We start from the raw sequence: 24,009 nt of genomic DNA on the forward strand, positions 1-24,009 counted from the left end.
TCAGGATACATTCCTACGCGATACTCACCCGTCCGCCGCTGATGGCCGAAACCACCCGCGCGACTTGCATGTGTTAAGCATGCCGCCAGCGTTCGCTCTGAGCCAGGATCAAACTCTCAGGTTCATCACAGCCATCCACAGAACCGCGCCACAAGCACGACCCCACGGACAACCATACCCACAAACAATCCCTAACCCATCCGCATCACCGCAAGACCAGCCCAGCCAAGACCACTAAACAGCACAATCCCACCACAGCAAACACCAACCCAGGCCAAAACCCAGGCCGCGCCGCCCGCGCATCCCACTCCCCATCCCCCATCACACAGAGAACAAGTCACAGAATACACAGCAGAACCATACCACCCAGACAGCCCAAACTAGGACCACCAAGCAGCAATACACATCTCTCAACGCGTACTTCCAAAACCAGATGCAAATGTCAAAGAACACATCACCCGTCGGCTCATCGCCACGTGGATGACTGCCTCACGCCCTTCCCTATGCTGCCCTAGCAGACAGCCAGAGAAATGCACTTGGCGATAGAACCGCCGCACCGGCGGGGCCGAGGAAGCTGGCGATGCCGCCAGGAACCGTCAAGCCCAACCGCGCTGCGGTGGGCCGTCTCTACGCCCGCCGCCCAAGCCGGTCAACACCTCCGGCTGAGGATTTCTGCGGCCGTTCAATCCGCGCCCGGCTCAGCTATCAGCCCGGATATTGTGCTCGCGGATCACCCGCCCCCAGCGCTCGATCTCCGTGGCGAGGAACTGCCGGCATTCCTCCGGCCCGGTCGCCCGCACATCGGCCCCCTGCTCCTCGATCTTGCTGCGCACCTCCGGATCGGCGAGGGCCTCGGCCAGCGCCTCGCGCATCCGCGCCTGCACCGGCTCCGGCACTCCCGCCCGGCCCAGGAAGGCCCACCAGGTCGGCGCCTGGAAGCCCGGGAAGCCCTGCTGGGCGAAGCTCTTCACCCCCGGGACATGCCGCGTCTCGCCGGCCGTCGTCACGCCGAGCGGCCGCAGCGTCCCGGCGCGGATGTGCTGGCTGATGATGACGACATTCGACATGAAAAGCGGCACCTGCCCGGCCACCGCGTCCTGCACCGCCGGCCCGCCGCCGCGATAGGGCACATGCACCAGGCTGAACTGGCCCTGCTGCTGCAGCAGCGTGGTGGCCACATGCGCCAGGCCGCCAACCCCCGAGCTGGCGAAGGAAAGGGTATCGGGCGCCGCCTTCGCCGCCGCGATCAGCTCCGGCAGGCTGCGCCAGGGCGTGCTCTGATGCGTAACCAGGGCGAGTGGCCCGTCCGCCACCAGGCTGACTGGCGCGAAGGACTCGAGCGCCTTGTAGGGCAGCCGCAACAGGGTCTGGTTCGTCGCCTCGTTGTCATAGGCGAGCATCCAGGTGGAGCCGTCGGGCGCCGACCGCGACATCTCGATGCCGCCGATGGAGCCCGAGGCGCCGCCGCGATTGTCGATCACTACCGACTGGCCGAGCGCCGCGCTCAGCTTCGGCTGGAAGATGCGGGCGATGGTGTCGGTCGACCCGCCCGGCGGGAAGGGCACGATGAGCCGGATCGGGCGGTCCAGCCAACCCTGCGCCCGCAGCACCGAGGGGGCAGCCAGGCCCGCGGCCAGACCGGTCAGCAGGGTACGACGATGCATGCGCGATTCCTCGGCTTCGGCCTTATGGCGGCCGCATGGAGCATCATCCGCAAATGCATTGAAAATCGTTAAGGCTCAAGCGGTCAGGCCGCCTCCAGAGCCTCGCCGGTGCGGAAACTCTCCTCGATATGCCGGGCGAGCGCCTCGGCCACCGGGCTGGCCGGGCCACGCAGCAGGCCGATGGCGAAATCCGGCAGCTCCGGCAGCCCCTCCTCCACCCCGAGCCGCCGCACCCCCTCGGGCAGCGGCGAGGGCATGGCGACCGTCACCGCCAGCCCGGCCAGGGTCACGGCCAGCGAGCCGGAGAGCGAGGCCGAGCTATAGGCCATGCGCCAGGGCATCCCCGCCCCTTCCAGCGCCTCGACCGCCGCCCGCCGCCAGGCGCAGCCGCCGCGCGCCAGCGCCACCGGCAGGGGCCGGCGGCGCGCCACCTCCTCCGTCCCCACCCACATCAACGGCCCGCGCCAGAGCCAGCGCACCCGCCCGCCCGGCGGCTCGTTGCCCTCCGAGAGCAGCGTCAGGTCGAGTTCGCCCACCCCGAGCCGCTCCACCAACTCATGCGAGGGGGCGCAGGTCACCTCGACCTGCACCGCCGGATGGCTCGCGGCGTAGCGGGCGAGGATGCCCGGCAGCCAGCGCACGGCATAGTCGTCCGGCGAGCCGAGCCGGACCTCGCCGGCCACCTCGGGCTGGCGGAAGCTCGCCACGATCTCGTCGTTGAGCGCCAGGATGCGCCGGGCCCGCTCCAGCAGCCATTGCCCGTGCAGGGTCGGCTCCACGCCGCGGGCGCCGCGCAGCAGCAGCGGCTGGCCGAGCATCTCCTCGAGACGGCGGATCTGCATGGAGACGGCGGATTGCGTGCGGCCGACGGCCTGGGCGGTGCGGGTGAAGCTGCCGCCCTCGGCGATCAGCACGAAGCTGCGCAGCAGATCGGGGTCGAGGCCGGGCGGCAGGGCGAGCATGCAGGCACCTCCTCGGCCCAGGATATCAATCCCGCTGATGTATGGCGTCAATGCAATTCGTTTTTCTTATTTCGCCCCACCGCACATCTTTCCTGCCCTGAGGAGCCCATCCTCGGTGGGAGAAAGGAAACCCGGTCATGGCGATCCGCACTACCCTGCCCCTCGGCGGCCTGTCGCAGTTCACCGCCGCGCCGAAGGCGCCGCGCCTCAGCCTGCGCGGCATGTGGCGCGCCCTGCAGACCCGCCGGCAACTCGCCGAGATGGACGACCGCATGCTGCGCGACATCGGCATCAGCCGGGTCGATGCCCTGCGCGAGGCGGACCGGCTGCCCTGGGACCTGATCCCGCGTCCCTGACGGGAACTCCCTGACGGGAGCTCCCCGCAAAACCGCGGCGCGGCTTTGCGGGGCCTCCATGGAGGCCCTGGGGCCCGAGGCACGTCACAGCCTTGCCGCGGCGAAGCCGCGTCGGGGCAATGGGCAGCGACGGTTCCGCGAGGCGCTTTGAGCGTGATCCGCCTGCGGGAGCACCCGCCCGCAGGCAGGCCTGTCCCCTCGCTATTCCAGCGTGGCGTCGAGGGAGATCTCCGCCTTCAGCACCTGGCTCACCGGGCAGGTGGCCTTGGCATCGGCGGCGAGCGACTGGAACTGCTCCGGCGAGGCGCCCGGCACCTTGGCCTTCAGCGCCAGGGCGATGGTCTTGATGCTCCAGCCGCCGCCTTCCTGCTCCATGCCCAGCCGCGCCTCGGTGGAGAGCCGCTCCGGCGTCAGCCCGGCGGCCTGCAGCTTGAAGGCGAGCGCCATGGTGAAGCAGCCGGCATGCGCCGCGGCGATGAGCTCCTCCGGATTGGTCCCCTGCCCGTCGCCGAAGCGGGCCGTGAAGCTGTAGGGTGTATCCCGCAGCGTGCCGCTCTGGGTGGTCAGCGCGCCCTTGCCGTCCTTGCCTGTGCCCTGCCACTGCGCGGTGGCGCTGCGCTTGATGCTGGCCATGGCCCCTTATCTCCATTCATCGACATACATCGCCGTCGCGCAGCCGGTGGCGCGCGGCCAGGCTTGAAACCACGCATCGACAGGGTGGTTGCGTCGCCCTCATGGCGGCCCCGATGCAGGAGCGCGGGACCGCGGGGCACGACCCGTCGCATGCTGCCGAAGCGATAGCGGGGACCGGGGAGCGGTTGCGGGGGATCGGCATGCCCGCCCCTGTCGCGGCCTCCCTGACGAGCGCATATCCGAGCGCAGACCCCGCCGATTGCGAGGAGCACGATCCATGAGCAGCGCATCCGATTACACGCCGCCTAAGGTCTGGACCTGGAACCAGGCCAATGGCGGCCGCTTCGCCAATATCAACCGCCCGGTCGCCGGGCCGACGCATGAGAAGGAATTGCCGGTCGGCCGGCACCCGCTGCAGCTCTACTCCCTCGGCACGCCGAACGGCGTGAAGGTCACGGTGATGCTCGAGGAGCTGCTCGCCCTCGGCCACACGGGCGCGGAATACGATGCCTGGCTGATCCGCATCGGCGAGGGCGACCAGTTCGGCAGCGGCTTCGTCGCGGTCAATCCCAACTCGAAGATCCCGGCGCTGCTCGACCGCAGCGGCCCCGAGCCGATCCGGGTCTTCGAATCCGGCGCGATCCTGCTGCATCTGGCGGAGAAGTTCGGCGCCTTCCTGCCGAAGGGCGGCGCGGCGCGCGCCGAATGCCTCTCCTGGCTGTTCTGGCAGATGGGCAGCGCGCCCTATCTTGGCGGCGGCTTCGGGCATTTCTACGCCTATGCGCCGAGCAAGATGGAGTACCCGATCGACCGCTTCGCCATGGAGACCAAGCGGCAGCTCGACGTGCTCGACCGGCGGCTCGCCGAATCCGAGTACATCGCCGGCCCCGACTACAGCATCGCCGACATCGCCATCTTCCCTTGGTATGGCGGGCTGGTGAAGGGCTGGCTCTACGGCGCCGCGGAGTTCCTCTCGGTGCAGGATTACAAGCACGTCAACCGCTGGGCCGAGACGGTCTGGGCCCGGCCGGCGGTGAAGCGCGGCCGCATGGTGAACCGGATCCAGGGCGATCCCGCCGAGCAGCTGCATGAGCGCCACGAGGCCAGCGACTTCGAGACCAAGACCCAGGACAAGCTGGCCGCCAAGGGTTGAGGCACGGCGCAGCGACTCCCATCGCGCCCCGGCGCGATGGGGCGGGCGCGGCCGGCGGCTACTCCGCCGCCGGCACGCCGGGCTGGTTCGCCGCCTGACGCTTCAGCGTGGCGAGCTCGGCCCGCAGCGCCGCCATCTCGGCCCGCAGCGTGGCGATCTCCTCGCCCACCGGGTCGCAGGGCTGGTCGAGCAGCCCATAGCCGGGACTCGGCGGCGCGGCGCGGCCGACCGGCTGGCCGGTGAGGATGCGGTGCTCATGCGGCGGCCGCGCCGGGATGCCGATCACCGTCTCGCCCGCCGGCACCTCGCTCGCCACCACCGCATTGGCGCCGATGCGGGCGCCGTCGCCGATGCGGATCGGCCCTAGCACCTGCGCCCCGGCGCCGATGGCGACGCCGTCGCCGATCGTCGGATGGCGCTTGCCGCCCGGCCCGGCGCGGTTCGCCAGGCTGAGGCCACCCAGGGTGACGCCGTGATAGATCAGCACGTCGTCGCCGATCTCCGCCGTCTCGCCGATGACGACGCCCATGCCGTGGTCGATGAAGAGCCGCCGGCCGATCTTGGCCCCGGGATGGATCTCGATGCCGGTGATGAAGCGGTTGGTGTGGGAGACGGCGCGGGCCAGAGCCTTGAAGCGGCGGCGGTACAGCGCATGCGCCAAGCGGTGCATCAGCACTGCCTGCAGCCCGGCATAGCAGGTGACCGCCTCGATCCAGCTCGGTCTGGCGGGGTCCCGCTCCCGCACCGTGCGGGCGAGCTCGACAATCTCCAAGGCGCTTCTCCTCAGGCGAGCCAGGGCGGCACGGGCAGGCCGCGCTCGCGCAGGAAATCCGGGTTGAAGATCTTGCTCTGGTAGCGCGCGCCGCCATCGCAGAGAATGGTCACGATGGTGTGCCCGGGCCCCATCTGCCGCGCCAGCTTGATCGCCGCCGCGACATTGATCCCGGCCGAGCCGCCGACCGAGATCCCCTCATGCTGCTGCAGGTCGAAGATCTGCTCCAGCGCCTCCGGGTCGGTCACCTGCAGCGCGTCGTCGATGCTGCCGCGCCCGTGCTCGAGATTGCCCGGCACGGCGGAGGCCTGGCCGATTCCCTCGGTGATGGAATTGCCCTCGGCCTTCACCTCGCCGGTCTTGATCCAGCTGTACATGCCGCTGCCCATCGGATCGGCCAGCACGATGCGGATCTTCGGGTTGCGGACCTTCAGCGCCCGCGCCACGCCGGCGAGCGTGCCGCCGGTGCCGCAGGCGCAGATGAAGGCATCCACCCGGCCGGCGGTCTGGTCCCAGATCTCCGGGCCGGTCGTCGCCTCGTGGATCGCGGCATTGGCGAGGTTGCCGAACTGGTTGGCCCAGATCACCCGCTCGCCCTTCTCGGCCAGCTCCTCGGCGATGCGGCGGGAGGTGTTCACGTAATGGCCGGGGTCGCGCAGCGGCTTCGGATCGACCAGCCGCAGATCGGCCCCAATCATGCGCAGGAAGTCGAGCTTCTCCCGGCTTTGGGTATGCGGCACGACGATGATCGAGCGGTAGCCGCGGGCATTGGCAACGAGGGTGAGGCCGATGCCGGTATTGCCGGCCGTGCCCTCCACGACGATGCCCGGCTGGCCGGGCAGGAGCTGCCCGCGGCGCTCGGCATCCTCGATGATGCCGAGGCCGGCGCGGTCCTTCACGCTGCCGCCAGGCTGCATGAACTCCGCCTTGCCGAGGATCTCGCAGCCAGTGGCCGCGCTGGCGCGCCGCAGCCGGATCAGGGGGGTGTCGCCGATCGCGCCGGCGAGGCCGTCGACCACATGGGGGCGGCTCGGGGTGGGGGATGAGGCGTCCATGAATCCTCCGCGCGTTGCGGTGATCTGCGGCCCTCCGGGCCGGGGATTCAAGGGGCTTCCTTGCATCGCTGCCCCGCCCTTATGAAACTGCATGCGGTTTGCTGTCGGGAATCCTTGACCTTTCCCGGTTCGCCAAGAGAACATAAAGCGAACACCATGATTCGCCCCGCCGATTCCCCCACCGGTCACGGCCTCCCCGAGGAGGCTCATGCGACCCCCGCCATGGACCGCCCGGCCCTGCTGGCGGCGCTGCGCGCGCGCATCGCCCGGATGGACCGCAGCAGCGGCCCGCCGGGCGAGGGTGTGCCGCTCTGCCCGGCGATCGACCGGCAGCTGCCCGGCGGCGGCCTCGCCCGCGCCGCGGTGCATGAGGTGCTGGCCGCCGATCCCGGCGCCGCGGCGGGGTTCTGCGCCCTGGTGCTGGCGCGGTCGAGAGGCCAGAGGGAGGGGGCGATGCTGTGGATCGCGCCGGAGCCGGATGCCTGGCCGCCCGGCCTCATGCGCTTCGGCCTCTCGCCGGCCGATCTCGTGCTGGTGCAGGCGCCGCAGCGGCAGGACGCGCTCTGGGCCATGGAGGAGAGCCTGCGCTGCCCTGGCGTCGCCGGCGCGCTGCTGGCGGCCGAGGGGCTGGACCTGACGGCGGCGCGGCGGCTGCAGCTCGCGGCCGAGGCGGGGGGCGCCATCGGCCTGCTGCTGCGGCCGGATGCGGCCGGGGACAGTCCTGCGGAGGATGGCGGCGCGGGCAGCGCGCTGACCCGCTGGCGCGTCGGCGCCCTGGCCGGCACCGGCGGCGCGCATGACCTCGGCGATCCGCGCTGGCAGCTCGACCTGCTGCGCTGCCGCGGCGGCAGGCCGCAGAGCTGGGAAGTGACCTGGCGCCCCGCCGCGGAGCGGCTGGATGTTGATACCGCGGAGCGGCTGGATATCGATGCCGCGGAGCGGCTGGATGTTGATACCGCGGAGCGGCTGGATATCGATGTCGCGGAGCGGCTGGACATGGACGCCGCCGAGGGGTTCGGAGCCGATATTGCGGAGCGGCCCGATCTCGACATCGCGGCGGCCGGCTCTGCGGCCAGGCCGCAGCGCGCGCGGCGCCGGGCGAGATGAGGCGTCGCGTCTGCACGCCGCCGGGCCTCGGCGAAAGGGGACAGGCCCCCGTGGCAGCGGCCGGGCCTCTCCCCTGCCCTTCCGCCTCGCCGCCGGCGCGGCCCGCAGCGCCGGGCGCCGCGTCCCTTCGCATCGCCGCGCTGCACCTGCCGCTGCTGCCGATCGAGCGCCGGCGCCTCACCGGCGCCGCCGCCATCTGGACGAGCGAGGGCAACCGGCGCCTGCTGGTTGCGGTCAGCCCAGAGGCCGCCGCGGCCGGCCTCGCCATCGGCCAAGCCCTGGCGGATGCCGAGGCCATCCTGCCCGGGCTGGCGCTGCACCCGCATGCGCCGGAGGCGGATGCCGTCTGGCTGCGCCGCCTCGGCCATTGGGCGCTCTGCCTCACGCCGCGGCCGGCGCTCGACCCGCCGGACGGGCTGCTGCTCGACATTACCGGTCTCGCGCATCTGCATGGCGGCGAGGCGGCGCTGCACCGCCATCTCGCCGCGCGCTTCGCCCGCCTCGGCCTCACCGCCCGCATCGCCATCGCCGGCACGCCGGCGGCGGCGGCGGGGCTGGCCCGTAGCGGGGTGGAGCGCATCGTGCCACCGGGCGCGGAGGCGGAGGCCCTCGCCCCCCTGCCGCTGCAGGCGCTGCGGCTGCCCTTCGCCAGCATCGCCATGCTGCACCGGCTCGGCCTGCGCTGCCTTGGCGACCTGCTGCGCCAGCCCCGCGCCCCGCTCGCCCGGCGCTTCGGCCCGGAGTTGGCCGCCCGGCTGGATGCCGCGACCGGGGCGCGGCCGGCGCCGCTGCAACCGCTGCGGCCGCCGCCGGCCTTCCTGGCGGCGCGCGACCTCCTGGAGCCGCTGGTGACGCGCGAGGCGATCGACGCCACCCTGGCACTGCTGCTGGACGGGCTCTGCCGACAATTGGCGGAGGCCGGCCAGGGCGCCCGCCGCTTCCTGCTGCAGGCCTTCCGCGTCGATGGCGCGGTGCAGGCGCTCGCGGTCGGCACCGGCCTGCCCTCGCGGGACCCCCGCCATCTCGCGCGCCTCTTCCGCGAGCGGCTGGAGCGGCTGGAGCCCGGCTTCGGCTTCGAGCGGCTGGCGCTCGAGGCGCATGCCGCCGCGCCGCTCGCCGCGCCGCAGCTCGCCCTGCCCGCGGCCCGGTCTGCCGGCGGCGCCGCGCCGCCCTCCGGCCAAGCCTTGGCGGAGCTGCTCGACCGCCTCTCGCAGCGGGTCACGCTCTGGCGCGCCGCGCCGCGCCCCAGCCACTGGCCGGAGCGCGCCATCTGGCGGGCCGGCCCCTTCGAGGCGGTGCAGGTCCCGCCTGGCTGGCCCGGCAGCGCCCCGCGGCCGGTGCGGCTGCTGCGCCGGCCGCTGCCGCTCTCGGCCGTCGCGCTGCTGCCGGATGCGCCGCCCTCCCTGCTGCGCCTCGGCCGCACCGCCTGGCGGGTGACGCGGACCGAGGGGCCGGAGCGCCTCGCCCCGGAATGGTGGCGGGACCGGCCGGACAGGGCCTGCCGCGACTACTACCGGGTGGAGCTGGCCTCGGGCGCGCGGCTCTGGGTCTGCCGCGCCGGCCTCGCCGCGCCGGGGGAGGCGATGACATGGTGGCTGCACGGACGCTTCGAGTAGCTGTGACGGTCCTGGCGCGGCGATGAGCGGCTTCGCCGAGCTCGCGGCGCTGTCGAATTTCACCTTCCTCGAGGGCGCCTCGCATCCGCAGGAGCTGGTGGCGCAGGCCAAGGCGCTGGGCCATGCCGGCATCGGCATCGCCGACCGCAACAGCTTCGCCGGGCTGGTGCGCGGGACGGTGGCGGCGGAGCAGGCGGAGATCCGCTTCCTCCCCGGCGCCCGCATCGTCCTGGCGGATGGCCAGGACTATCTCGCCTGGCCGGCCGACCGCGCCGCCTATGGCCGGCTCGCCGCGCTGCTCTCCGCCGGCCGCATGCGGGACCCGAAGGGCAGCTGTTCCATCCCGCGCGAGGCGCTGCTCGACGCCGCCGAGGGAATGGTGCTGGCGCTGGTGCCGCCCGAGGCGCCTGACGCGGCCTTCGCCGCGCGCCTCGCCCAGGATGCCGCGGCGCTGCGCCGCCTCGCCCTGCCGCTCTTCTGCGCCGCCACGCATCGCTTCCGCGGCGACGACCGCAAGCGGCTGGACCGGCTGGCCGGCATGGCGGGCGCCGCCGGCGTGGCATTGCTCGCCGCCGGCGGCACGCGCTACCACCGGCCGGAGCGCCGGCGCCTCGCCGATGTGCTGACCGCCATCCGGCTCGGCACCACGGTGGAGGCGCTGGGCTATGCCGCCGAGCGCAATGCCGAGGCGCATCTGAAGCCGGCGGCCGAGATGCGGCGCCTCTTCGCCGGGCACGAGGCGGCGGTGGCGGCGACGCTGCGCGTGCTTGCCACCTGCCGCTTCTCCCTGCGCGACCTCGCCTACGACTATCCGGACGAGATCCTCGATCCCGGCCTGACCCCGCAGCAGACGCTGGAGCGGCGGGTCGCCCTGGCCAGCGCGGCGAAATGGCCGGCGGGCGTGCCGGAGAAGGTCGCGGCGCAGCTCCGCCACGAGCTCGGCCTGATCGCGCGGAAGGGCTACGCGCCCTATTTCCTCACTGTGCACGAGATCGTCGGCTTCGCGGTGGGGCGCGGCATCCTCTGCCAGGGTCGCGGCTCGGCGGCGAATTCGGCGGTGTGCTACGTGCTCGGCATCACCTCCGTCTCGCCCGACAAGCACGACCTCCTCTTCGAGCGCTTCATCAGCGCCTCGCGCGACGAGCCGCCCGATATCGACGTGGATTTCGAGCATGAGCGGCGCGAGGAGGTGATCCAGCACCTCTACGAGCGCTATGGCCGCGACCGCGCCGCCATCGCCGCCACCGTCATCCGCTACCGCGACCGCAGCGCCATCCGCGAGGTCGGCAAGGCCATGGGCCTGTCGGAGGATGTGACGGGGCGGCTGGCGAAGGCCGTCTGGGGCGCGGGCGGTGATTCCATCGCCGGGATCGCCGCCGCGCAGGGGCTCGACCCCGCCGGCGATCCGCGGCTGCGCCTGGCCTGCGCGCTGACCGAGGAGCTGATCGGCTTCCCGCGCCACCTGGCGACGCATGTCGGCGGCTTCGTCATCGCGCGGCACAGGTTGACCGAGCTCGCCATCGTCACCCGGGCGGCGATGCAGGACCGCCACATCATCGAATGGGACAAGGACGACATCGAGGCGCTCGGCATCCTCAAGGTCGATGTGCTCGGCCTTGGCATGCTCTCCTGCCTGCGCCGCGCCTTCACCCTGATCGCGCGGCATGGCGGAAGGGTGCTGACGCTGCAGGGCGTGCCGCAGGACGACGAGAAAACCTACGAGATGCTCTGCCGCGGCGACAGCCTCGGCGTCTTCCAGGTAGAGAGCCGGGCGCAGATGAACATGCTGCCGCGGCTGCGGCCGAAGACCTTCTACGACCTGGTGATCGAGGTGGCGATCGTCCGCCCCGGCCCGATCCAGGGCGACATGGTGCATCCCTATCTGCGGCGGCGGGAGGCACCGGAGGAGGTGCAGTATCCCTCGCCGGCGCTGATCCCGGTCCTGAAGAAGACACTCGGCGTGCCGCTCTTCCAGGAGCAGGCGATGCAGATCGCCATCATCGCCGCCGGCTTCTTGCCCGAGGAGGCCGACAGGCTGCGCCGCGCCATGGCCAGCTTCCGGCAGGATGGCGAGCTGGCGCCCTTCCGCACCCGCTTCATCGAGGGCATGGCGGCGAAGGGCTACCCGCCGGACTTCGCCGAGCGCTGCTTCCGGCAGATCGAGGGCTTCGGCAGCTACGGCTTTCCGGAATCCCATGCCGCCGCCTTCGCCCAGCTCGTCTATGTCTCGGCCTGGATCAAGCGGCACCATCCCGCGGCCTTCGCCTGCGCCCTGCTCAACAGCCAGCCCATGGGCTTCTACGCGCCGGCCCAGATCATCCGCGACGCGCGCGAGCATGCGGTGCAGATCCGCCCCATCGATGCGCTGCACAGCGACTGGGACTGCACGCTCGAGCCCGATCCCGGAAGCGCCGGCGGGCTGGCGCTGCGCCTCGGCCTGCGGCTGGTGCAGGGCCTCGGCGAGGCGGCGGCCCGGCGGCTGGTCGCGGCGCGGGAGGCGCTCGCAGGGCAGGCCGTGCCGCCGGCGCGGGCGCTGGCCCGGCTGATCCGCGAGGCTGAACTCGACCGCGGCACGGTGGAGCGGCTGGCGGAGGCGGATGCCTTCCGCGCCCTCGGCCTCGACCGCCGCGCCGCGCTGTGGGAGGCGACGGCGGTGGAGGCGGCCGCTCCGCCGCCGCTGCAAGGCGAGCTTTTCGAGCCTCCGCCGCGCCTGCCCGCCGCCACAGCCGGGGAGGAGACGGTGCTGGACTATGCCGCGACCGCCCTCTCCCTGCGGCACCATCCGCTCGCCCTGCTGCGGCCGCGGCTGGCAGCGGAGCGGCTGGCCGATACGCGCCTGCTCGGCGCGGCGCGGCGCGGCGCCTGGATCCGCCTGCCCGGCCTCGTCCTGGTGCGGCAGCGCCCGGGCAGTGCCAAGGGCGTCGTCTTCTTCACCGTCGAGGATGAATGGGGGGTCGCCAATCTCGTCCTCTATCCCGACCTCGCCCGGCGCTACCGCGCCGCGGTCGTCGCCGCGCGCCTCGTCGTCGCCGAGGGGCGGGTGGAGCGGCACGAGGCGGAGGTGCCGATCATCCACCTGATCGTGCGCCGGCTGATCGACCGCTCGGCGCTCCTCGCCGGCCTCGCGGCGGTCGATGGTCCTGAGCACGCCCCATCGCACGCCCCATGGCGCCGCGCCCTCGCCCGCGCCGACGAGGTGGAGCGGCCGGACCTGCGCGACGTCCCCCGGCTGCGCCTGCCGCCGAGCCGGGACTTCCACTGAGCGCCGCAGGGTTGGTAGCCTGCCGCCGACACAGGGGGAGACGAAGCCGATGGGGTTCCAGGAGGCCGTCGCCACCTGCTTCCGGCGCTACGCGCAATTCGACGGCCGCTCGGCCCGGCCGGAATACTGGTGGTTCTTCCTCTTCAACCTGCTCATGCAGGGCGCGACCAGCCTGATCGATGCCGCCCTGTTCGGCCGCGACAGCCTCGGCCTGATCAACGGCCTCTACTCGCTCGCGGTGCTGCTGCCGGGCATCGCCGTCGGGGTGCGCCGCCTGCACGACACCGACCGCAGCGGCTGGTGGCTGCTGATCTCCTTCATCCCGGTCATCGGCATCATCATGCTCATCATCTGGTTCTGCCGGCCGGGCGATGCCGGCGCCAACCGCTTCGGCGCCCCGCCGGCGCGGCTCGCCCCCGCGCCGTCCTGACCCGCCCCATCCTGCCTGCCCTGGCCAGAAGGGGGGACTCACGCAGGCTTATTTGCGAGTAAGTCGCAGTTGCGATATTGCGGAGGTGACGAACGCGACGCGCTGGCGTGGAGGAAAGCCCCGATGGCAACCCATGGACTGCCCGCCTGGCCCTCCCGCCTGGCCCTGGGCCGGTACCCTGGCGGAGGCCCTGCCGCCGCCGGAACGCCTGCTCCTCGACGGCGCCCGCCTCTGGAGCACCGCCGCGCGGCACGGCCAGCCGCCGCTGCCGGCGGCGCGCCTGCCCTTCATCACCGAAGGGGCCGAGACCGCCCTGCGGCCGCTCGATGCCCTGATGCGCGCGGTGCACGGCGCGCTGCCGGTGGGCTGCCCACTCTGCCCGCAGGTGGCCTCCCCCGAGGCGGTCCTGCTGCTCTATTGCGCCCTGGTCCAGCGCGGCGCCCGGCGCGAGGCGCTCGCCCTGCTGCTCCGCCACATGCCGCCCGATGCCACCCAGGCGGCGCTCGCCGCCGCCATCGCGCTCGGCATCGCCTTCGCCCAGGCCGGGCTGCTGCTGCGCCATCCCCTGCGGCCGGCGCCGCGCTGACCCAGCCCTCCTCGCCGCCATTGGCCCGATCGCGGCGGCCGTCGCAGAATGGCGCATGCGCGCCCTGACCTGGCTGCTTCCCGGCCTGCTGCTGATCCTCGGCGGCGCCGCCGTGGAATACGCCATGGGCCGCGAGCCCTGGTGCCGCTGCGGGGTGATCCGGCTCTGGCAGGGCGCGGTGAACAGCCCGGAGAATTCGCAGCAGATCGCCGACTGGTACACGCCCTCGCATATCGTCCACGGGCTGCTCTTCCACGCCGCCCTGGCCTTCGCGTTGCCGCGCCAGCCGGTGCGGGTCCGCGCGCTGATCGCCCTCGCCGTCGAGGTGGCCTGGGAGGTGGTGGAGAACAGCAGCTGGGTGATCGAGCGCTACCGCGCCGCCACCATCGCGCTCGACTATGACGGCGACAGCATCCTCAACTCCGTCTGCGACATGCTGGCCATGCTGCTCGGCTTCTGGCTGGCGGCGCGGCTGCCGGTCTGGCTGTCCGTGCTGCTCGGCATCGGGCTGGAATTGCTGGCCCTGGCCGCGATCCGCGACAACCTGACGCTCAACGTGCTGATGCTGCTTTACCCGATCCAGGCGGTGCGGGACTGGCAGGCGGGCGGCTGACGCCTCCCGCCCCGGCCACCGTCATCCCTCCGCCAGGGTGACGATCTCCGTCCCCTCCTCCACCGTGTCGCCGGCGGCGCAGCCGATATGCGCGACCACGCCATCGGCGGGCGCGGTGATGCGCAGCTCGGTCTTCATCGCCTCCAGCACCGCCAGCACCTGGCCGCGGGAGACGCTCTCGCCCTCCGTCACCAGCACCTGCACGACGCGGCCCGGGATGGGTGCGGCGAGGCGCCCCTGCCCGGCCACCTCGCCGCCCGGCGGCGCATAGGGGTCGAGCAGCCGCAGGGTCCAGCCGCCTTCCGGCAGCGTCACCTGGATCGCCTCGCCATCGCGCAGCACGGGGATGCGGTGGACGACGCCATCCAGGACGAGATGCAGCGCGCCATCCTGGCGCTGGCCGGCGAGCGTGACCTCCGTCCCCTCCACCGCCATCCGCCAGCCGGCCGCCGCGTGCGACAGGCGCAGGCGGTGCTGCGCCTCGCCATCCGCCAGCAGCAGGAGCTGCGAGCCGCGCCCCTGCAGCCGCCAGCCATCCCGGCGGTCCCAGGGATCGGTGCAGGGATCGGCGACCGTCCCGGCGGCGGGCAGCACCGCCTCCAGCGCCGCCGCCGCCAGGGCGAGCACCGGCGCCGGGCGCCGCGGCGGCTGCAGGTCGGCCGCGAAGCGCCCGGCGAAGCCGGTATCGAGCTCCGCCGCCCGCATCGCCGGATGCGCCACCAGTCGCTGCAGGAAGCCGAGATTGCTGGTGATGCCCGCGATGCGGCAGGCGCCGAGCGCGGTGCCGAGCCGTGCCAGCGCCGCCTCGCGGTCCTCCCCCCAGGCGACCAGCTTGGCGATCATCGGGTCGTAGAAGGGGGTGATCGCATCGCCCTGCCGCACGCCGCTCTCGATGCGCAGGTCGGGCGCCGGATCGGGCAGCGCGAAGCGCCGCAGCGGGCCGGTGGAGGGGCGGAAATCGGCGGCCGGGTCCTCGGCATAGAGCCGCACCTCGACGCTGTGGCCATGCGGCGCCGGCGCCTCGGGCAGCGGCAGGGATTCGCCGGCCGCGATGCGGAGCTGCCATTCCACCAGATCGAGGCCGGTGACCATCTCCGTCACCGGATGCTCCACCTGCAGGCGGGTGTTCATCTCCATGAAGAAGGCATCCTCGCCCTCGACGATGAACTCCACCGTGCCGGCCGAGACGTAGCCGACGGCGCGCGCCGCGGTGATGGCGGCGGCGTGCAGCCGCTCGCGCAGCGCCGGCGAGAGGTCGGGGGCCGGCGCCTCCTCCAGCACCTTCTGATGCCGCCGCTGCACCGAGCAGTCGCGGGTATGCAGATGGAGGGTGTTGCCGTGGCGGTCGGCGAAGACCTGCACCTCGACATGCCGCGGCCGCTGCAGGTAGCGCTCGAGCAGGATGCGGTCGTCGCCGAAGGCCGCCTTGGCCTCGCGCCGCGCACCGGCCAGCGCGGCGGCGAACTCCTCGGCCCGCAGCACTGGCCGCATGCCCTTGCCGCCGCCGCCGGCACTCGCCTTGATCAGCACCGGGAAGCCGATGCGGGCCGCCTGATGCGCGAGATGCGCCTCCGCCTGCTCCTCGCCGTGATAGCCGGGGACGATGGGCACGCCCGCCGCCTCCATCAGCCGCTTGCTCTCGGCCTTGCTGCCCATGGCGCGGATGGCCCCGGGCGGCGGCCCGACGAAGGCGATGCCGGCCCCGGCGCAGGCCTCGGCGAAACCGGCATTCTCCGAGAGGAAGCCATAGCCGGGATGGATCGCCCCGGCGCCGCTCGCTTGCGCGGCGGCGAGGATGCGGTCGATGCGGAGATAGCTCTCCGAGGCCCGGGCCGGGCCGATCGGATGCGCCTCGTCCGCCAGCGCCACATGCTGCGCGCCGGCATCCGCCTCGGAGAAGACGGCGACGCTGCGGATCCCCATGCGGCGGGCGGTGCGGATGACGCGGCAGGCGATCTCGCCACGATTGGCGATGAGCAGAGTGCGGAACATGCGGCTACATCCGGAAGACGCCGAAACGCGTCGGTGGGATCGGTGCGTTCGCCGCGGCGGCGAGGCCGAGGCCCAGCACGTCCCGCGTCATCGCCGGATCGATGATGCCGTCGTCCCAGAGCCGGGCGGTGGCGTAATAGGGCGAGCCCTGCGCCTCGTACTGCGCCCGGATCGGTGCCTTGAAGGCCTCCTCCTCCGCGGCCGGCCAGTCGCGGCCGGCGGCTTCGAGGTTGTCGCGGCGGATGGTGGCGAGGACGCTCGCCGCCTGCTCGCCGCCCATGACCGAGATGCGGCTGTTCGGCCAGGTGAAGAGCAGGCGCGGCGAATAGGCCCGGCCGCACATGCCGTAATTGCCGGCGCCGAAGCTGCCGCCGATGATGACGGTGAATTTGGGCACGCTGGTGGTGGCAACGGCGGTGACCAGCTTGGCGCCGTCCTTGGCGATGCCGCCGGTCTCGTATTTCCGGCCCACCATGAAGCCGGCGATGTTCTGCAGGAAGAGCAGCGGGATGTTGCGCTGGCTGCAGAGCTCGACGAAATGCGCCCCTTTCAGCGCCGATTCGCTGAACAGGATGCCGTTATTGGCGAGGATGCCGACCGGCCTGCCCCAGATGCGGGCGAAGCCGCAGACCAGCGTCGTGCCGTAGCGCGCCTTGAACTCGTCGAGCTCGGAGCCGTCGACGATGCGGGCGATCACCTCGCGCACGTCATAGGGCTGGCGGACATCCTGCGGGATGATGCCGTGCAGCTCGGCCGGATCGTGGCGCGGCGGCACCGGCGCGGCGAGGTCGGCACCGCCGGGGCGCGTGGGGGCGAGATGCGCGACGATGCGCCGGGCGAGGCCGAGCGCGTGCATGTCGTCCGCGGCGAAATGGTCGGCGACGCCGGAGAGGCGGGTGTGCACGTCGGCGCCGCCGAGATCCTCGGCCGAGACCACCTCGCCCGTCGCCGCCTTCACCAGCGGCGGGCCGGCGAGGAAGATGGTGCCCTGCTCGCGGACGATGATCGCCTCGTCGCACATGGCCGGGACATAGGCGCCGCCGGCGGTGCAGCTGCCCATCACCACGGCGACCTGCGGGATGCCGAGCGAGGACATATTGGCCTGGTTGTAGAAGATGCGGCCGAAATGCTCGCGGTCCGGGAAGATCTCGTCCTGGTTCGGCAGGTTGGCGCCGCCGCTATCGACCAGGTAGAGGCAGGGCAGCCGGCTCTGCTGCGCCACCTCCTGCGCCCTGAGATGCTTCTTGACGGTGATAGGATAGTAGCTGCCGCCCTTCACCGTCGCGTCGTTGGCGAGGATGACGCATTCCCGCCCGGAGACGCGGCCGATGCCGGTGATGAGGCCGGCCGCCGGCACCTCGCCGCCATACATGCCATGCGCCGCGAGGGGCGAGAGTTCGAGGAAGGGCGCGCCGGGATCGAGCAGCCGCTCCACCCGCTCCCGGGGCAGCAGCTTGCCGCGCGAGAGGTGGCGCTGGCGCGACGCCTCGGGACCGCCCTGCGCCGCCGCGGCGCTGCGCTCGGCGAGCTCGGCGAGCAGCCCGCGCATATGCGCGGCATTAGCCTTGTATTCGGCGCCGCGCGTGTCGATGCCGGATTGCAGGATGCTCATGCTTCGGCTGTCCTGGTCACGCCCCGCCCCCTCATGCCGTCTCGCGGAACAGCTCGCGGCCGATCAGCATGCGGCGGATCTCGCTGGTGCCGGCGCCGATCTCGTAGAGCTTGGCGTCGCGCAGCAGTCGCCCCGTCGGCGTCTCGTTGATGTAGCCCATGCCGCCGAGGATCTGGATGGCGTCGAGCGCGATCCGCGTCGCCGCCTCCGCGGCATAGAGGATGGCGCCGGCGGCGTCCTTGCGCGTGGTCTGGCCGCGGTCGCAGGCCCGCGCCACGGCATAGACATAGGCGCGGCAGGCATTCAGCGCCGTGTACATGTCGGCCACCTTGCCCTGGATGAGCTGGAACTCGCCGATCGGCTGGCCGAACTGCTTCCGCTCATGGATATAGGGGACGACGACATCGAGCGCCGCCTGCATGATGCCAAGCGGGCCGGCGGCCAGCACCGACCGCTCGTAGTCGAGGCCGGACATCAGCACCCGCACGCCCTCGTTCACCCGGCCGAGGACGTTCTCCGCCGGCACCTCGCAATCCTCGAAGACGAGCTCGGAGGTGGGGCTGCCGCGCATGCCGAGCTTGTCCAGCTTCTGCGCCGGGCGGAAGCCCTTGAAACCCTTCTCGATCAGGAAGGCGGTGATGCCGCGCGGCCCGGCCTCCGGCTCGGTCTTGGCATAGACCACCAGCGTCTCGGCGTAATGCGCGTTGGTGATCCAGAGCTTGGTGCCGTTCAGCAGGTAGCGGTCGCCGCGCCGTTCGGCCCGCAGCTTCATCGAGACCACGTCCGAGCCCGCGCCCGGCTCGCTCATGGCGAGGGCGCCGAGATGCTCGCCGCTGATCAGCTTCGGCAGGTAGCGCCGCTTCTGCGCCTCGGTGCCGTTGCGGCGGATCTGGTTGACGCAGAGATTGGAATGCGCGCCGTAGGAGAGGCCGACCGAGGCGCTGGCCCGGCTAATCTCCTCCATCGCCACGCAATGGGCGAGGTAGCCCATATTGGCGCCGCCCCACTCCTCCTCGACGGTGATGCCGTGCAGGCCGAGCGCGCCCATCTCCGGCCAGAGATGGCGGGGGAATTCGTCGGTGCGGTCGATTTCGGCCGCAATGGGCGCGACGCGGGCGGCGGCGAAGTCCCGCACGCTGTCGCGCAGCATGTCGATCTCCTCGCCCAGGCCGAAATCGAGGCTCGGGATGGTGACATTGCCGGGCATCACTCGGTTCCCTGCGTCATGCGCCGGCGCAGCGCGCCCCGCATCACCTTGCCGGTGGCGGTCAACGGCAGCGCCTCCTGAAAGATCACCTGCCGCGGATAGCTGTGCGCGGCAAGGCGGGTTTTCACATGCTCCTGCAACGCGCGGGCCAGCGCATCATTCGCGGTGACGCCCGCAGCCGGCACGACCACCGCCGTCACCGCCTCGGTGCGCAGCGGATCGGGCAGGCCGATCACGGCCGCCATGGCGACCGCCGGATGGCGCAGCAGGCAATCCTCGATCTCGCCGGGGCCGATGCGGTAGCCGGCCGAGGTGATGACGTCGTCGTCGCGGCCGACGAAGCGGAACCAGCCCTCGCCGTCCATGATCCCCTGATCGCCGGTCAGCAACCAATCGCCGGCGAATTTCGCCGCCGTCGCCGCCGGGTTGTTCCAGTAGCCGAGGAACATCACCGGATCGGGCCGGCGCACGGCGATGGTGCCGCCCATGCCTGGCGGCAGCGGCCTGCCTGCCTCATCCACCACCGCCACCGCATGGCCCGGCACGGCGCGCCCCATCCAGCCGGGCCGCGGCGGCATGATGGCGCCACAGGAGGAGACGACGAGGTTGCACTCGGTCTGGCCGTAGAACTCGTTGATGGTGACGCCGAAGGCGCCGCGGCCCCAGTCCAGCAGCTCGGCGCCAAGCGTCTCGCCGCCGCTGCCGATGCTGCGCGGATGCGCCCCGTACTGCGCCGCGCGCGGCACGCCGCGCATCATCTTCAGCGCCGTCGGCGGCAGGAAGGCGTTGCGCACCCGGTGCTGCGCCATCAGGCGGAAGGCGAATTCCGGATCGAATTTCGCCATCCGATGCGCCAGCACCGGCACGCCGTGATGCAGGCTCGGCAGCAGCACGTCGAGCAGCCCGCCCACCCAGGCCCAGTCGGCCGGCGTCCAGAACAGGTCGCCTGGCTGTGGGAAGAGGTCCTGCGGCATCTCGACGCCCGGCAGGTGCCCGAGCAGCACGCGATGCGCATGCAACGCCCCCTTCGGCGCCCCGGTGGTGCCGGAGGTGTAGACGATCAGCGCCGGGTCGTCGGCGGTGGTGTCGGCGGGCGCGAAGGCATCGGCGGCGCGGTCCATCTCGCCACGCAGGCCGAGCGCCCCCTGCCCCGGCCCGTCGGCGCTCAGCACCAGGCGCAGCGCCGGCAGCCTGTCGCGGAGGCCGGCGAGCTTCTCCAGTCCGATCGCATCCGTCACCAGCGCCGCGGTGCCGCTATCCGCCAGCCGGAATTCCAGCGCCTGTTCCTGGAAGAGCTGGAAGAGCGGCACGGCGATGCCGCCGAGCTTGTAGATGGCGAGATGCGTGATCGCCGCTTCCGGCACCTGCGGCAGCAGCACGCCGATACGGTCGCCGGGCCGGATGCCGTGCCCTTGCAGCACATTGGCCAGCCGGTTGCTCTCCGCCTTCAGCATGTCGAAGCTGAGCCGATCGAGCTTGCCATCGGCATGCAGGTGCAGCAGCGCCGTCCGGCCGCTGCCATCGGCCCAGCGATCGCAGCAATCGACGCCGATATTGTAGCGCTCCCGTATCCGCCAGCGGAAGCCGGCGCGGAGGGCCTCGTAGCTGCGGGGCGGTTGCGGCATCAGCCGGGCACCGGCCTTGTGTCGTCGATGACCTTGCCGTCATTCGGCAGGCTGCCCGGCGGCACCAGCTCCACCGCGCCGCGCAGCTTGGTCGCCGCCTGCAGCGCCTGGCCGAGCCGCTCGGCGAGCGTCGGATCGGGCGCCGCCGCCTCGGCCCGCAGAAGCATCGCATCGCGCTCACCCTCGAGCGAGACAACGAGCCGCGCCCGCTTCACCCCGGGCACGGCGCGCAGCAGCTCGGCGACCTGTTCCGGGCGGACGAACAGGCCGCGCACCTTCGCCGCCTGGTCGGCGCGACCCATCCAGCCGCGGATGCGGCGATTGGTGCGGCCGCAGGGCGAGGCGCCGGGCAGGATGGCCGAGAGGTCGCCGGTGGCGAAGCGCAGCAGCGGATGGTGCGGGTTCAGCGTGGTCACCACAACCTCGCCCACCTCCCCGTCCGGCAACGGGTCGCCGGTGCCGGGGCGCAGGATCTCGACCAGCACGCCCTCGTCCAGGATCAGCCCCTCCCGCGCCTCGCTCTCATAGGCGACGAGGCCGAGATCGGCGGTGCCGTAGCTCTGCCGCACCGTGAGGCCGCGCGCGGCGTACCAGTCGCGCAGCGAGGGCAGGTAGGCGCCGCCGGTGACATGACCGAGCCGCAGCGAGGACAGGTCGAGGCCGAGCTCCTCCCCCTTCTCCAGGATGGTCTTGAGGAAATCCGGCGTGCCGCCGTAGCAGCGCGGGCGAAGCTGCGCGGCGGCGCGCGCCTGCATCTCGGTATTGCCCGTCCCGGCGGGGAAGACCGGGCAGCCCAGCGCCCGCGCACCGCCTTCGAGCATGCTGCCCGCCGGGGTGAAGTGATAGGCGAAGCAGTTGTGCAGCAGCTCGCCCCGGCGCAGGCCGGTGGCGAAGAGGGCGCGGGCATAGCGCCAGTAATCCGGCACCGCCGCTTCCGGCTCGACGATCGGGCCGGGCGAGACGAAGATCCGGGCGAGCGCGCCGAGATCACTCGCCACCACGCCGCCGAAGGGCGGCTGCTCCGCCTGCTGCCGGATGAGATCCGACTTGCGGGTGACGGGCAGCGCCGCGAGGGCCTCGGGCGAGGTGATCGCGGCCGGATCGATATCGGCGAGCAGCGCGCGGTAATGCGGTGCCCCGGCCCTGGCCTGCGCCACCTGCCGCGGCAGCGCCGCCGCCAGCGCCGCCGCCCGCGCCTCGGCGCCGCGCGTCTCGAGATCGTCGTAGAAGCCTAGAGCCACCGCTTCCTCCGCTTGTAGCTCTTGAGGTTCCGGAAGCTCTTCCGCTCGGCGCCATGGCCGCCGAGGTAGAACTCCTTCACATCCTCATTGCTGGCCAGCGCCTCGGCCGTGCCGTCCAGCACCACCTTCCCCTGTTCCATGACATAGCCGTAGGAGGCGACGGAAAGCGCCATGCGGGCATTCTGCTCCACCAGCAGGATGGTGATGCCGAGTTCCTCGTTCAGGCGCCGGATGATGCCGAAGACCTCCTTCACCAGCAACGGGCTGAGCCCCATGGAGGGCTCGTCCATCAGGATCAACTTCGGCCGGGCCATCAGGGCGCGGCCGATCGCCAGCATCTGCTGCTCGCCGCCCGAGAGATAGCCGGCGAGGCCGGTTCGTTCCTTCAGCCGCGGGAAATAGCCATAGACCATCTCGATGTCGCGCTTCACCTCGGCATCCGAACGGATGAAGGCGCCGAGGCGAAGGTTTTCCAGGCAGGTCATGTCGGCGACGATGCGCCGCCCCTCCATCACCTGGAAGATGCCCTTGCGGACGATCCGATGCGGCTCGATGCCGTCGATCCTCTCGCCCGCGAAGCGGATCTCGCCGCGCGTGACCTCGCCCTCCTCCGTCCGCAGCAGGCCGGAGATCGCCTTGAGCGTGGTCGACTTCCCCGCCCCGTTGGCGCCGAGCAGGGCCGTGATCCTTCCCTGCGGTACCGCCAGGGAGAGGCCGCGCAGCACCAGGATGACGTCGTTGTAGACCACCTCGATGTTGTTCACCTCGAGCAGCGGCGCCGCGGCCGGCGCCGCCACGCCCGGGGCCCCGGCCGCGCTCATCCCGCTACCAGCCCAGCCATTCCGGCTTGCGCGGCAGGCTGACGGTGGTGACCTTCTCGAGCTTGATCGTGCCCTTGCCCACCAGATCCTGCACGCTGCCATTGCTGGTGTCGCCGGCGACGCGCGAGCGGTAGAGCGCGATCTCGAGTTGCCCACGGTGATCGGTGGGCGTGAAATTGGAGGGCGAGCAGACGCCCTCGAAGCCCTTCGGCACCCAGTCCTTGCGGGCATAGAAGCCGTCCCGGATGCGCTCGCCGGTTACCTGGCCGCCATTCGCCGCCGCCGTCTCCATCGCCTCGACCATCAGCATGGCGCTGCAGATGCCGGCGAGGTAGTGCACCGGCCGATAGGCGGTGCCGGCCGCGTCCGACATCTTGCTGATCGCCTGCACCTGCGCCATGCCCGGCGCCTGCTGGCCCCAGACCGCGGCGGTGCGCACCGGGAAGACGACGCCGTTCGCCGCCGCGCCGGCCGCCTTCATGGCGTTCTCGTCCATCCCCCAGACATTGCCGAGGAATTGCACATCGACGCCCGCCGTCTGGCAGGCGCGCAGCACCGAGATGTTGGAGCCGGCGGTGTTGCCGAGATAGGCGTAATTGGCGCCCTGGTTCTTCAGGGTGAGGCATTGCGCCGTGTAGTCGCCGGGCGTCAGGGCGAAGGTGACGGGCGGCAGCACCTCGAAGCCGAGTTCCTGCGCCAGCGCCTCGCCCGCCGCCTTCGGCGAGTTCGGATAGGGGTGGTTGGCGCCCATATGGACGTATTTCGGCTTGCCCGGACGGCCCTTCGCCTTCCAGTCCTCCGCCGCCCATTGCAGCATGGCCCGCAGCCCGTCCGAATAGGAGGGGCCGTAGAAGAAGTTGAAGGGCGCGGCCTCCACCCCCTGGCGGCCCGACTTGCCGCCGGCATCGGTCAGCGCGGCGGAATAGGAGCCGGAGACATAGGGCACCTTGTCGCGGGTGACGAAGCGCACCAGCGCCTCGGTATCGGCGGTGCCCCAGCCCATGATGCCCACCACCCGGTCGCGGCTCCAGGCCTGGTACTGGCTGACGGCGCGCGGCGCCTGGTAGCCGTAATCGGTCGCCATGACGTTCACCGGCCGGCCGGCGACCCCGCCGCGGGTCTTGTTCACCCAGGCGAAGGTGTCGTTGACGCCCTGCGAATAGGGCGTGCCGACATCGCTGGTGCCGCCGGAGAGGTCCATCAGATGGCCGAGCGGGATCGGCTGCGCGCCCGCCGCTCCCGGCAGGGCCAGCGCCGCGGCCGCCGTCCATCCCAGCATGTGCCTGCGCATCGCCATGTCGT

Annotated in this window: 20 protein-coding genes and 1 rRNA gene; 8 read left to right on the forward strand and 13 right to left on the reverse strand. The window is 72.0% G+C overall.

Translation table 11 applies throughout. The annotated features are described in order from the left end of the window. From HJG45_RS00005 to HJG45_RS00015, 3 genes are all read right to left on the reverse strand, one after another. Window positions 1–124, reverse strand: a 16S ribosomal RNA gene (locus HJG45_RS00005); the annotation flags it as partial. Between the two features lie 574 nt (window positions 125–698). After that, the gene (locus HJG45_RS00010) at window positions 699–1,664 is read right to left on the reverse strand and encodes a tripartite tricarboxylate transporter substrate binding protein (protein WP_174890339.1); all 966 of its coding nucleotides are present in this window, start codon (window positions 1,662–1,664) and stop codon (window positions 699–701) included. A gap of 83 nt (window positions 1,665–1,747) precedes the next feature. Next, the gene (locus HJG45_RS00015; RefSeq protein WP_171610040.1) at window positions 1,748–2,626 is read right to left on the reverse strand and encodes a LysR substrate-binding domain-containing protein; all 879 of its coding nucleotides are present in this window, start codon (window positions 2,624–2,626) and stop codon (window positions 1,748–1,750) included. Between the two features lie 137 nt (window positions 2,627–2,763). Here HJG45_RS00015 and HJG45_RS00020 point away from each other — a divergent pair, with 137 nt between their 5' ends. Then, on the forward strand, window positions 2,764–2,982 hold the full coding sequence (locus HJG45_RS00020) for a DUF1127 domain-containing protein (RefSeq protein ID WP_171610041.1): 219 nt from the start codon (window positions 2,764–2,766) through the stop codon (window positions 2,980–2,982). A 201-nt stretch (window positions 2,983–3,183) separates the two neighbouring features. Here HJG45_RS00020 and HJG45_RS00025 read toward each other — a convergent pair whose 3' ends face one another. Then, window positions 3,184–3,615, reverse strand: coding sequence for an OsmC family protein (locus tag HJG45_RS00025; RefSeq protein ID WP_174890340.1), 432 nt, complete (start codon window positions 3,613–3,615; stop codon window positions 3,184–3,186). Window positions 3,616–3,892: 277 nt separating this feature from the next. On the opposite strand from HJG45_RS00025, the gene yghU reads away from it, so the two are divergent. Beyond that, a complete protein-coding gene (gene yghU / locus HJG45_RS00030) occupies window positions 3,893–4,768 on the forward strand; it encodes a glutathione-dependent disulfide-bond oxidoreductase (RefSeq protein ID WP_171610042.1) in 876 nt (291 codons plus the stop codon). A gap of 58 nt (window positions 4,769–4,826) precedes the next feature. Here yghU and cysE read toward each other — a convergent pair whose 3' ends face one another. Next, window positions 4,827–5,540 carry a serine O-acetyltransferase gene (gene cysE / locus HJG45_RS00035; protein WP_171610043.1) on the reverse strand — a complete coding sequence of 238 codons (714 nt, stop codon included), beginning with the start codon at window positions 5,538–5,540 and terminating at the stop codon, window positions 4,827–4,829. A gap of 11 nt (window positions 5,541–5,551) precedes the next feature. Continuing rightward, window positions 5,552–6,595 carry a cysteine synthase A gene (locus HJG45_RS00040; protein ID WP_171610044.1) on the reverse strand — a complete coding sequence of 348 codons (1,044 nt, stop codon included), beginning with the start codon at window positions 6,593–6,595 and terminating at the stop codon, window positions 5,552–5,554. 222 nt (window positions 6,596–6,817) lie between these two features. On the opposite strand from HJG45_RS00040, the gene HJG45_RS00045 reads away from it, so the two are divergent. The 6 genes from HJG45_RS00045 to HJG45_RS00070 all read left to right on the forward strand — a co-directional run bounded on the left by HJG45_RS00045 (window position 6,818) and on the right by HJG45_RS00070 (window position 14,209). Further along, on the forward strand, window positions 6,818–7,702 hold the full coding sequence (locus tag HJG45_RS00045) for an ImuA family protein (protein ID WP_171610045.1): 885 nt from the start codon (window positions 6,818–6,820) through the stop codon (window positions 7,700–7,702). A 50-nt stretch (window positions 7,703–7,752) separates the two neighbouring features. Then, a complete protein-coding gene (locus HJG45_RS00050) occupies window positions 7,753–9,318 on the forward strand; it encodes a DNA polymerase Y family protein (protein ID WP_171610046.1) in 1,566 nt (521 codons plus the stop codon). A gap of 22 nt (window positions 9,319–9,340) precedes the next feature. Continuing rightward, complete coding sequence (locus HJG45_RS00055; protein ID WP_171610047.1) at window positions 9,341–12,580, forward strand: error-prone DNA polymerase; 3,240 nt, start codon at window positions 9,341–9,343, stop codon at window positions 12,578–12,580. A 49-nt stretch (window positions 12,581–12,629) separates the two neighbouring features. Beyond that, window positions 12,630–13,010, forward strand: a complete 381-nt coding sequence (locus HJG45_RS00060) for a DUF805 domain-containing protein (RefSeq protein WP_171610048.1) — start codon at window positions 12,630–12,632, stop codon at window positions 13,008–13,010. Between the two features lie 133 nt (window positions 13,011–13,143). Beyond that, window positions 13,144–13,596, forward strand: a complete 453-nt coding sequence (locus tag HJG45_RS00065) for a hypothetical protein (protein WP_171610049.1) — start codon at window positions 13,144–13,146, stop codon at window positions 13,594–13,596. Window positions 13,597–13,651: 55 nt separating this feature from the next. After that, window positions 13,652–14,209 carry a DUF2585 family protein gene (locus tag HJG45_RS00070; RefSeq protein ID WP_171610050.1) on the forward strand — a complete coding sequence of 186 codons (558 nt, stop codon included), beginning with the start codon at window positions 13,652–13,654 and terminating at the stop codon, window positions 14,207–14,209. A gap of 21 nt (window positions 14,210–14,230) precedes the next feature. On the opposite strand, the gene HJG45_RS00075 is transcribed toward HJG45_RS00070, so the two are convergent. The 7 genes from HJG45_RS00075 to HJG45_RS00105 are packed head-to-tail and all read right to left on the reverse strand — an operon-like array spanning window position 14,231 to window position 24,004. Continuing rightward, complete coding sequence (locus HJG45_RS00075) at window positions 14,231–16,201, reverse strand: biotin carboxylase N-terminal domain-containing protein (RefSeq protein WP_171610051.1); 1,971 nt, start codon at window positions 16,199–16,201, stop codon at window positions 14,231–14,233. A gap of 4 nt (window positions 16,202–16,205) precedes the next feature. After that, the gene (locus tag HJG45_RS00080) at window positions 16,206–17,813 is read right to left on the reverse strand and encodes a carboxyl transferase domain-containing protein (RefSeq protein WP_171610052.1); all 1,608 of its coding nucleotides are present in this window, start codon (window positions 17,811–17,813) and stop codon (window positions 16,206–16,208) included. 31 nt (window positions 17,814–17,844) lie between these two features. Further along, window positions 17,845–19,020 carry an isovaleryl-CoA dehydrogenase gene (locus tag HJG45_RS00085; protein WP_171610053.1) on the reverse strand — a complete coding sequence of 392 codons (1,176 nt, stop codon included), beginning with the start codon at window positions 19,018–19,020 and terminating at the stop codon, window positions 17,845–17,847. Next, on the reverse strand, window positions 19,020–20,645 hold the full coding sequence (locus tag HJG45_RS00090) for an acyl-CoA synthetase (protein WP_171610054.1): 1,626 nt from the start codon (window positions 20,643–20,645) through the stop codon (window positions 19,020–19,022). Before HJG45_RS00090 ends, HJG45_RS00085 begins: the two co-directional genes overlap by 1 nt. Continuing rightward, window positions 20,645–21,886, reverse strand: a complete 1,242-nt coding sequence (locus HJG45_RS00095) for an AMP-binding protein (RefSeq protein WP_171610055.1) — start codon at window positions 21,884–21,886, stop codon at window positions 20,645–20,647. Before HJG45_RS00095 ends, HJG45_RS00090 begins: the two co-directional genes overlap by 1 nt. Beyond that, complete coding sequence (locus HJG45_RS00100; RefSeq protein WP_171610056.1) at window positions 21,877–22,707, reverse strand: ABC transporter ATP-binding protein; 831 nt, start codon at window positions 22,705–22,707, stop codon at window positions 21,877–21,879. The genes HJG45_RS00095 and HJG45_RS00100 overlap by 10 nt, the downstream gene beginning before the upstream one ends. A 4-nt stretch (window positions 22,708–22,711) precedes the next feature. Further along, a complete protein-coding gene (locus HJG45_RS00105; protein WP_217362776.1) occupies window positions 22,712–24,004 on the reverse strand; it encodes an ABC transporter substrate-binding protein in 1,293 nt (430 codons plus the stop codon). Window positions 24,005–24,009 lie beyond the last annotated feature (5 nt).

Origin of the sequence: Roseicella sp. DB1501 (assembly GCF_013112485.1) — a bacterium.
GTDB lineage: Bacteria > Pseudomonadota > Alphaproteobacteria > Acetobacterales > Acetobacteraceae > Paracraurococcus.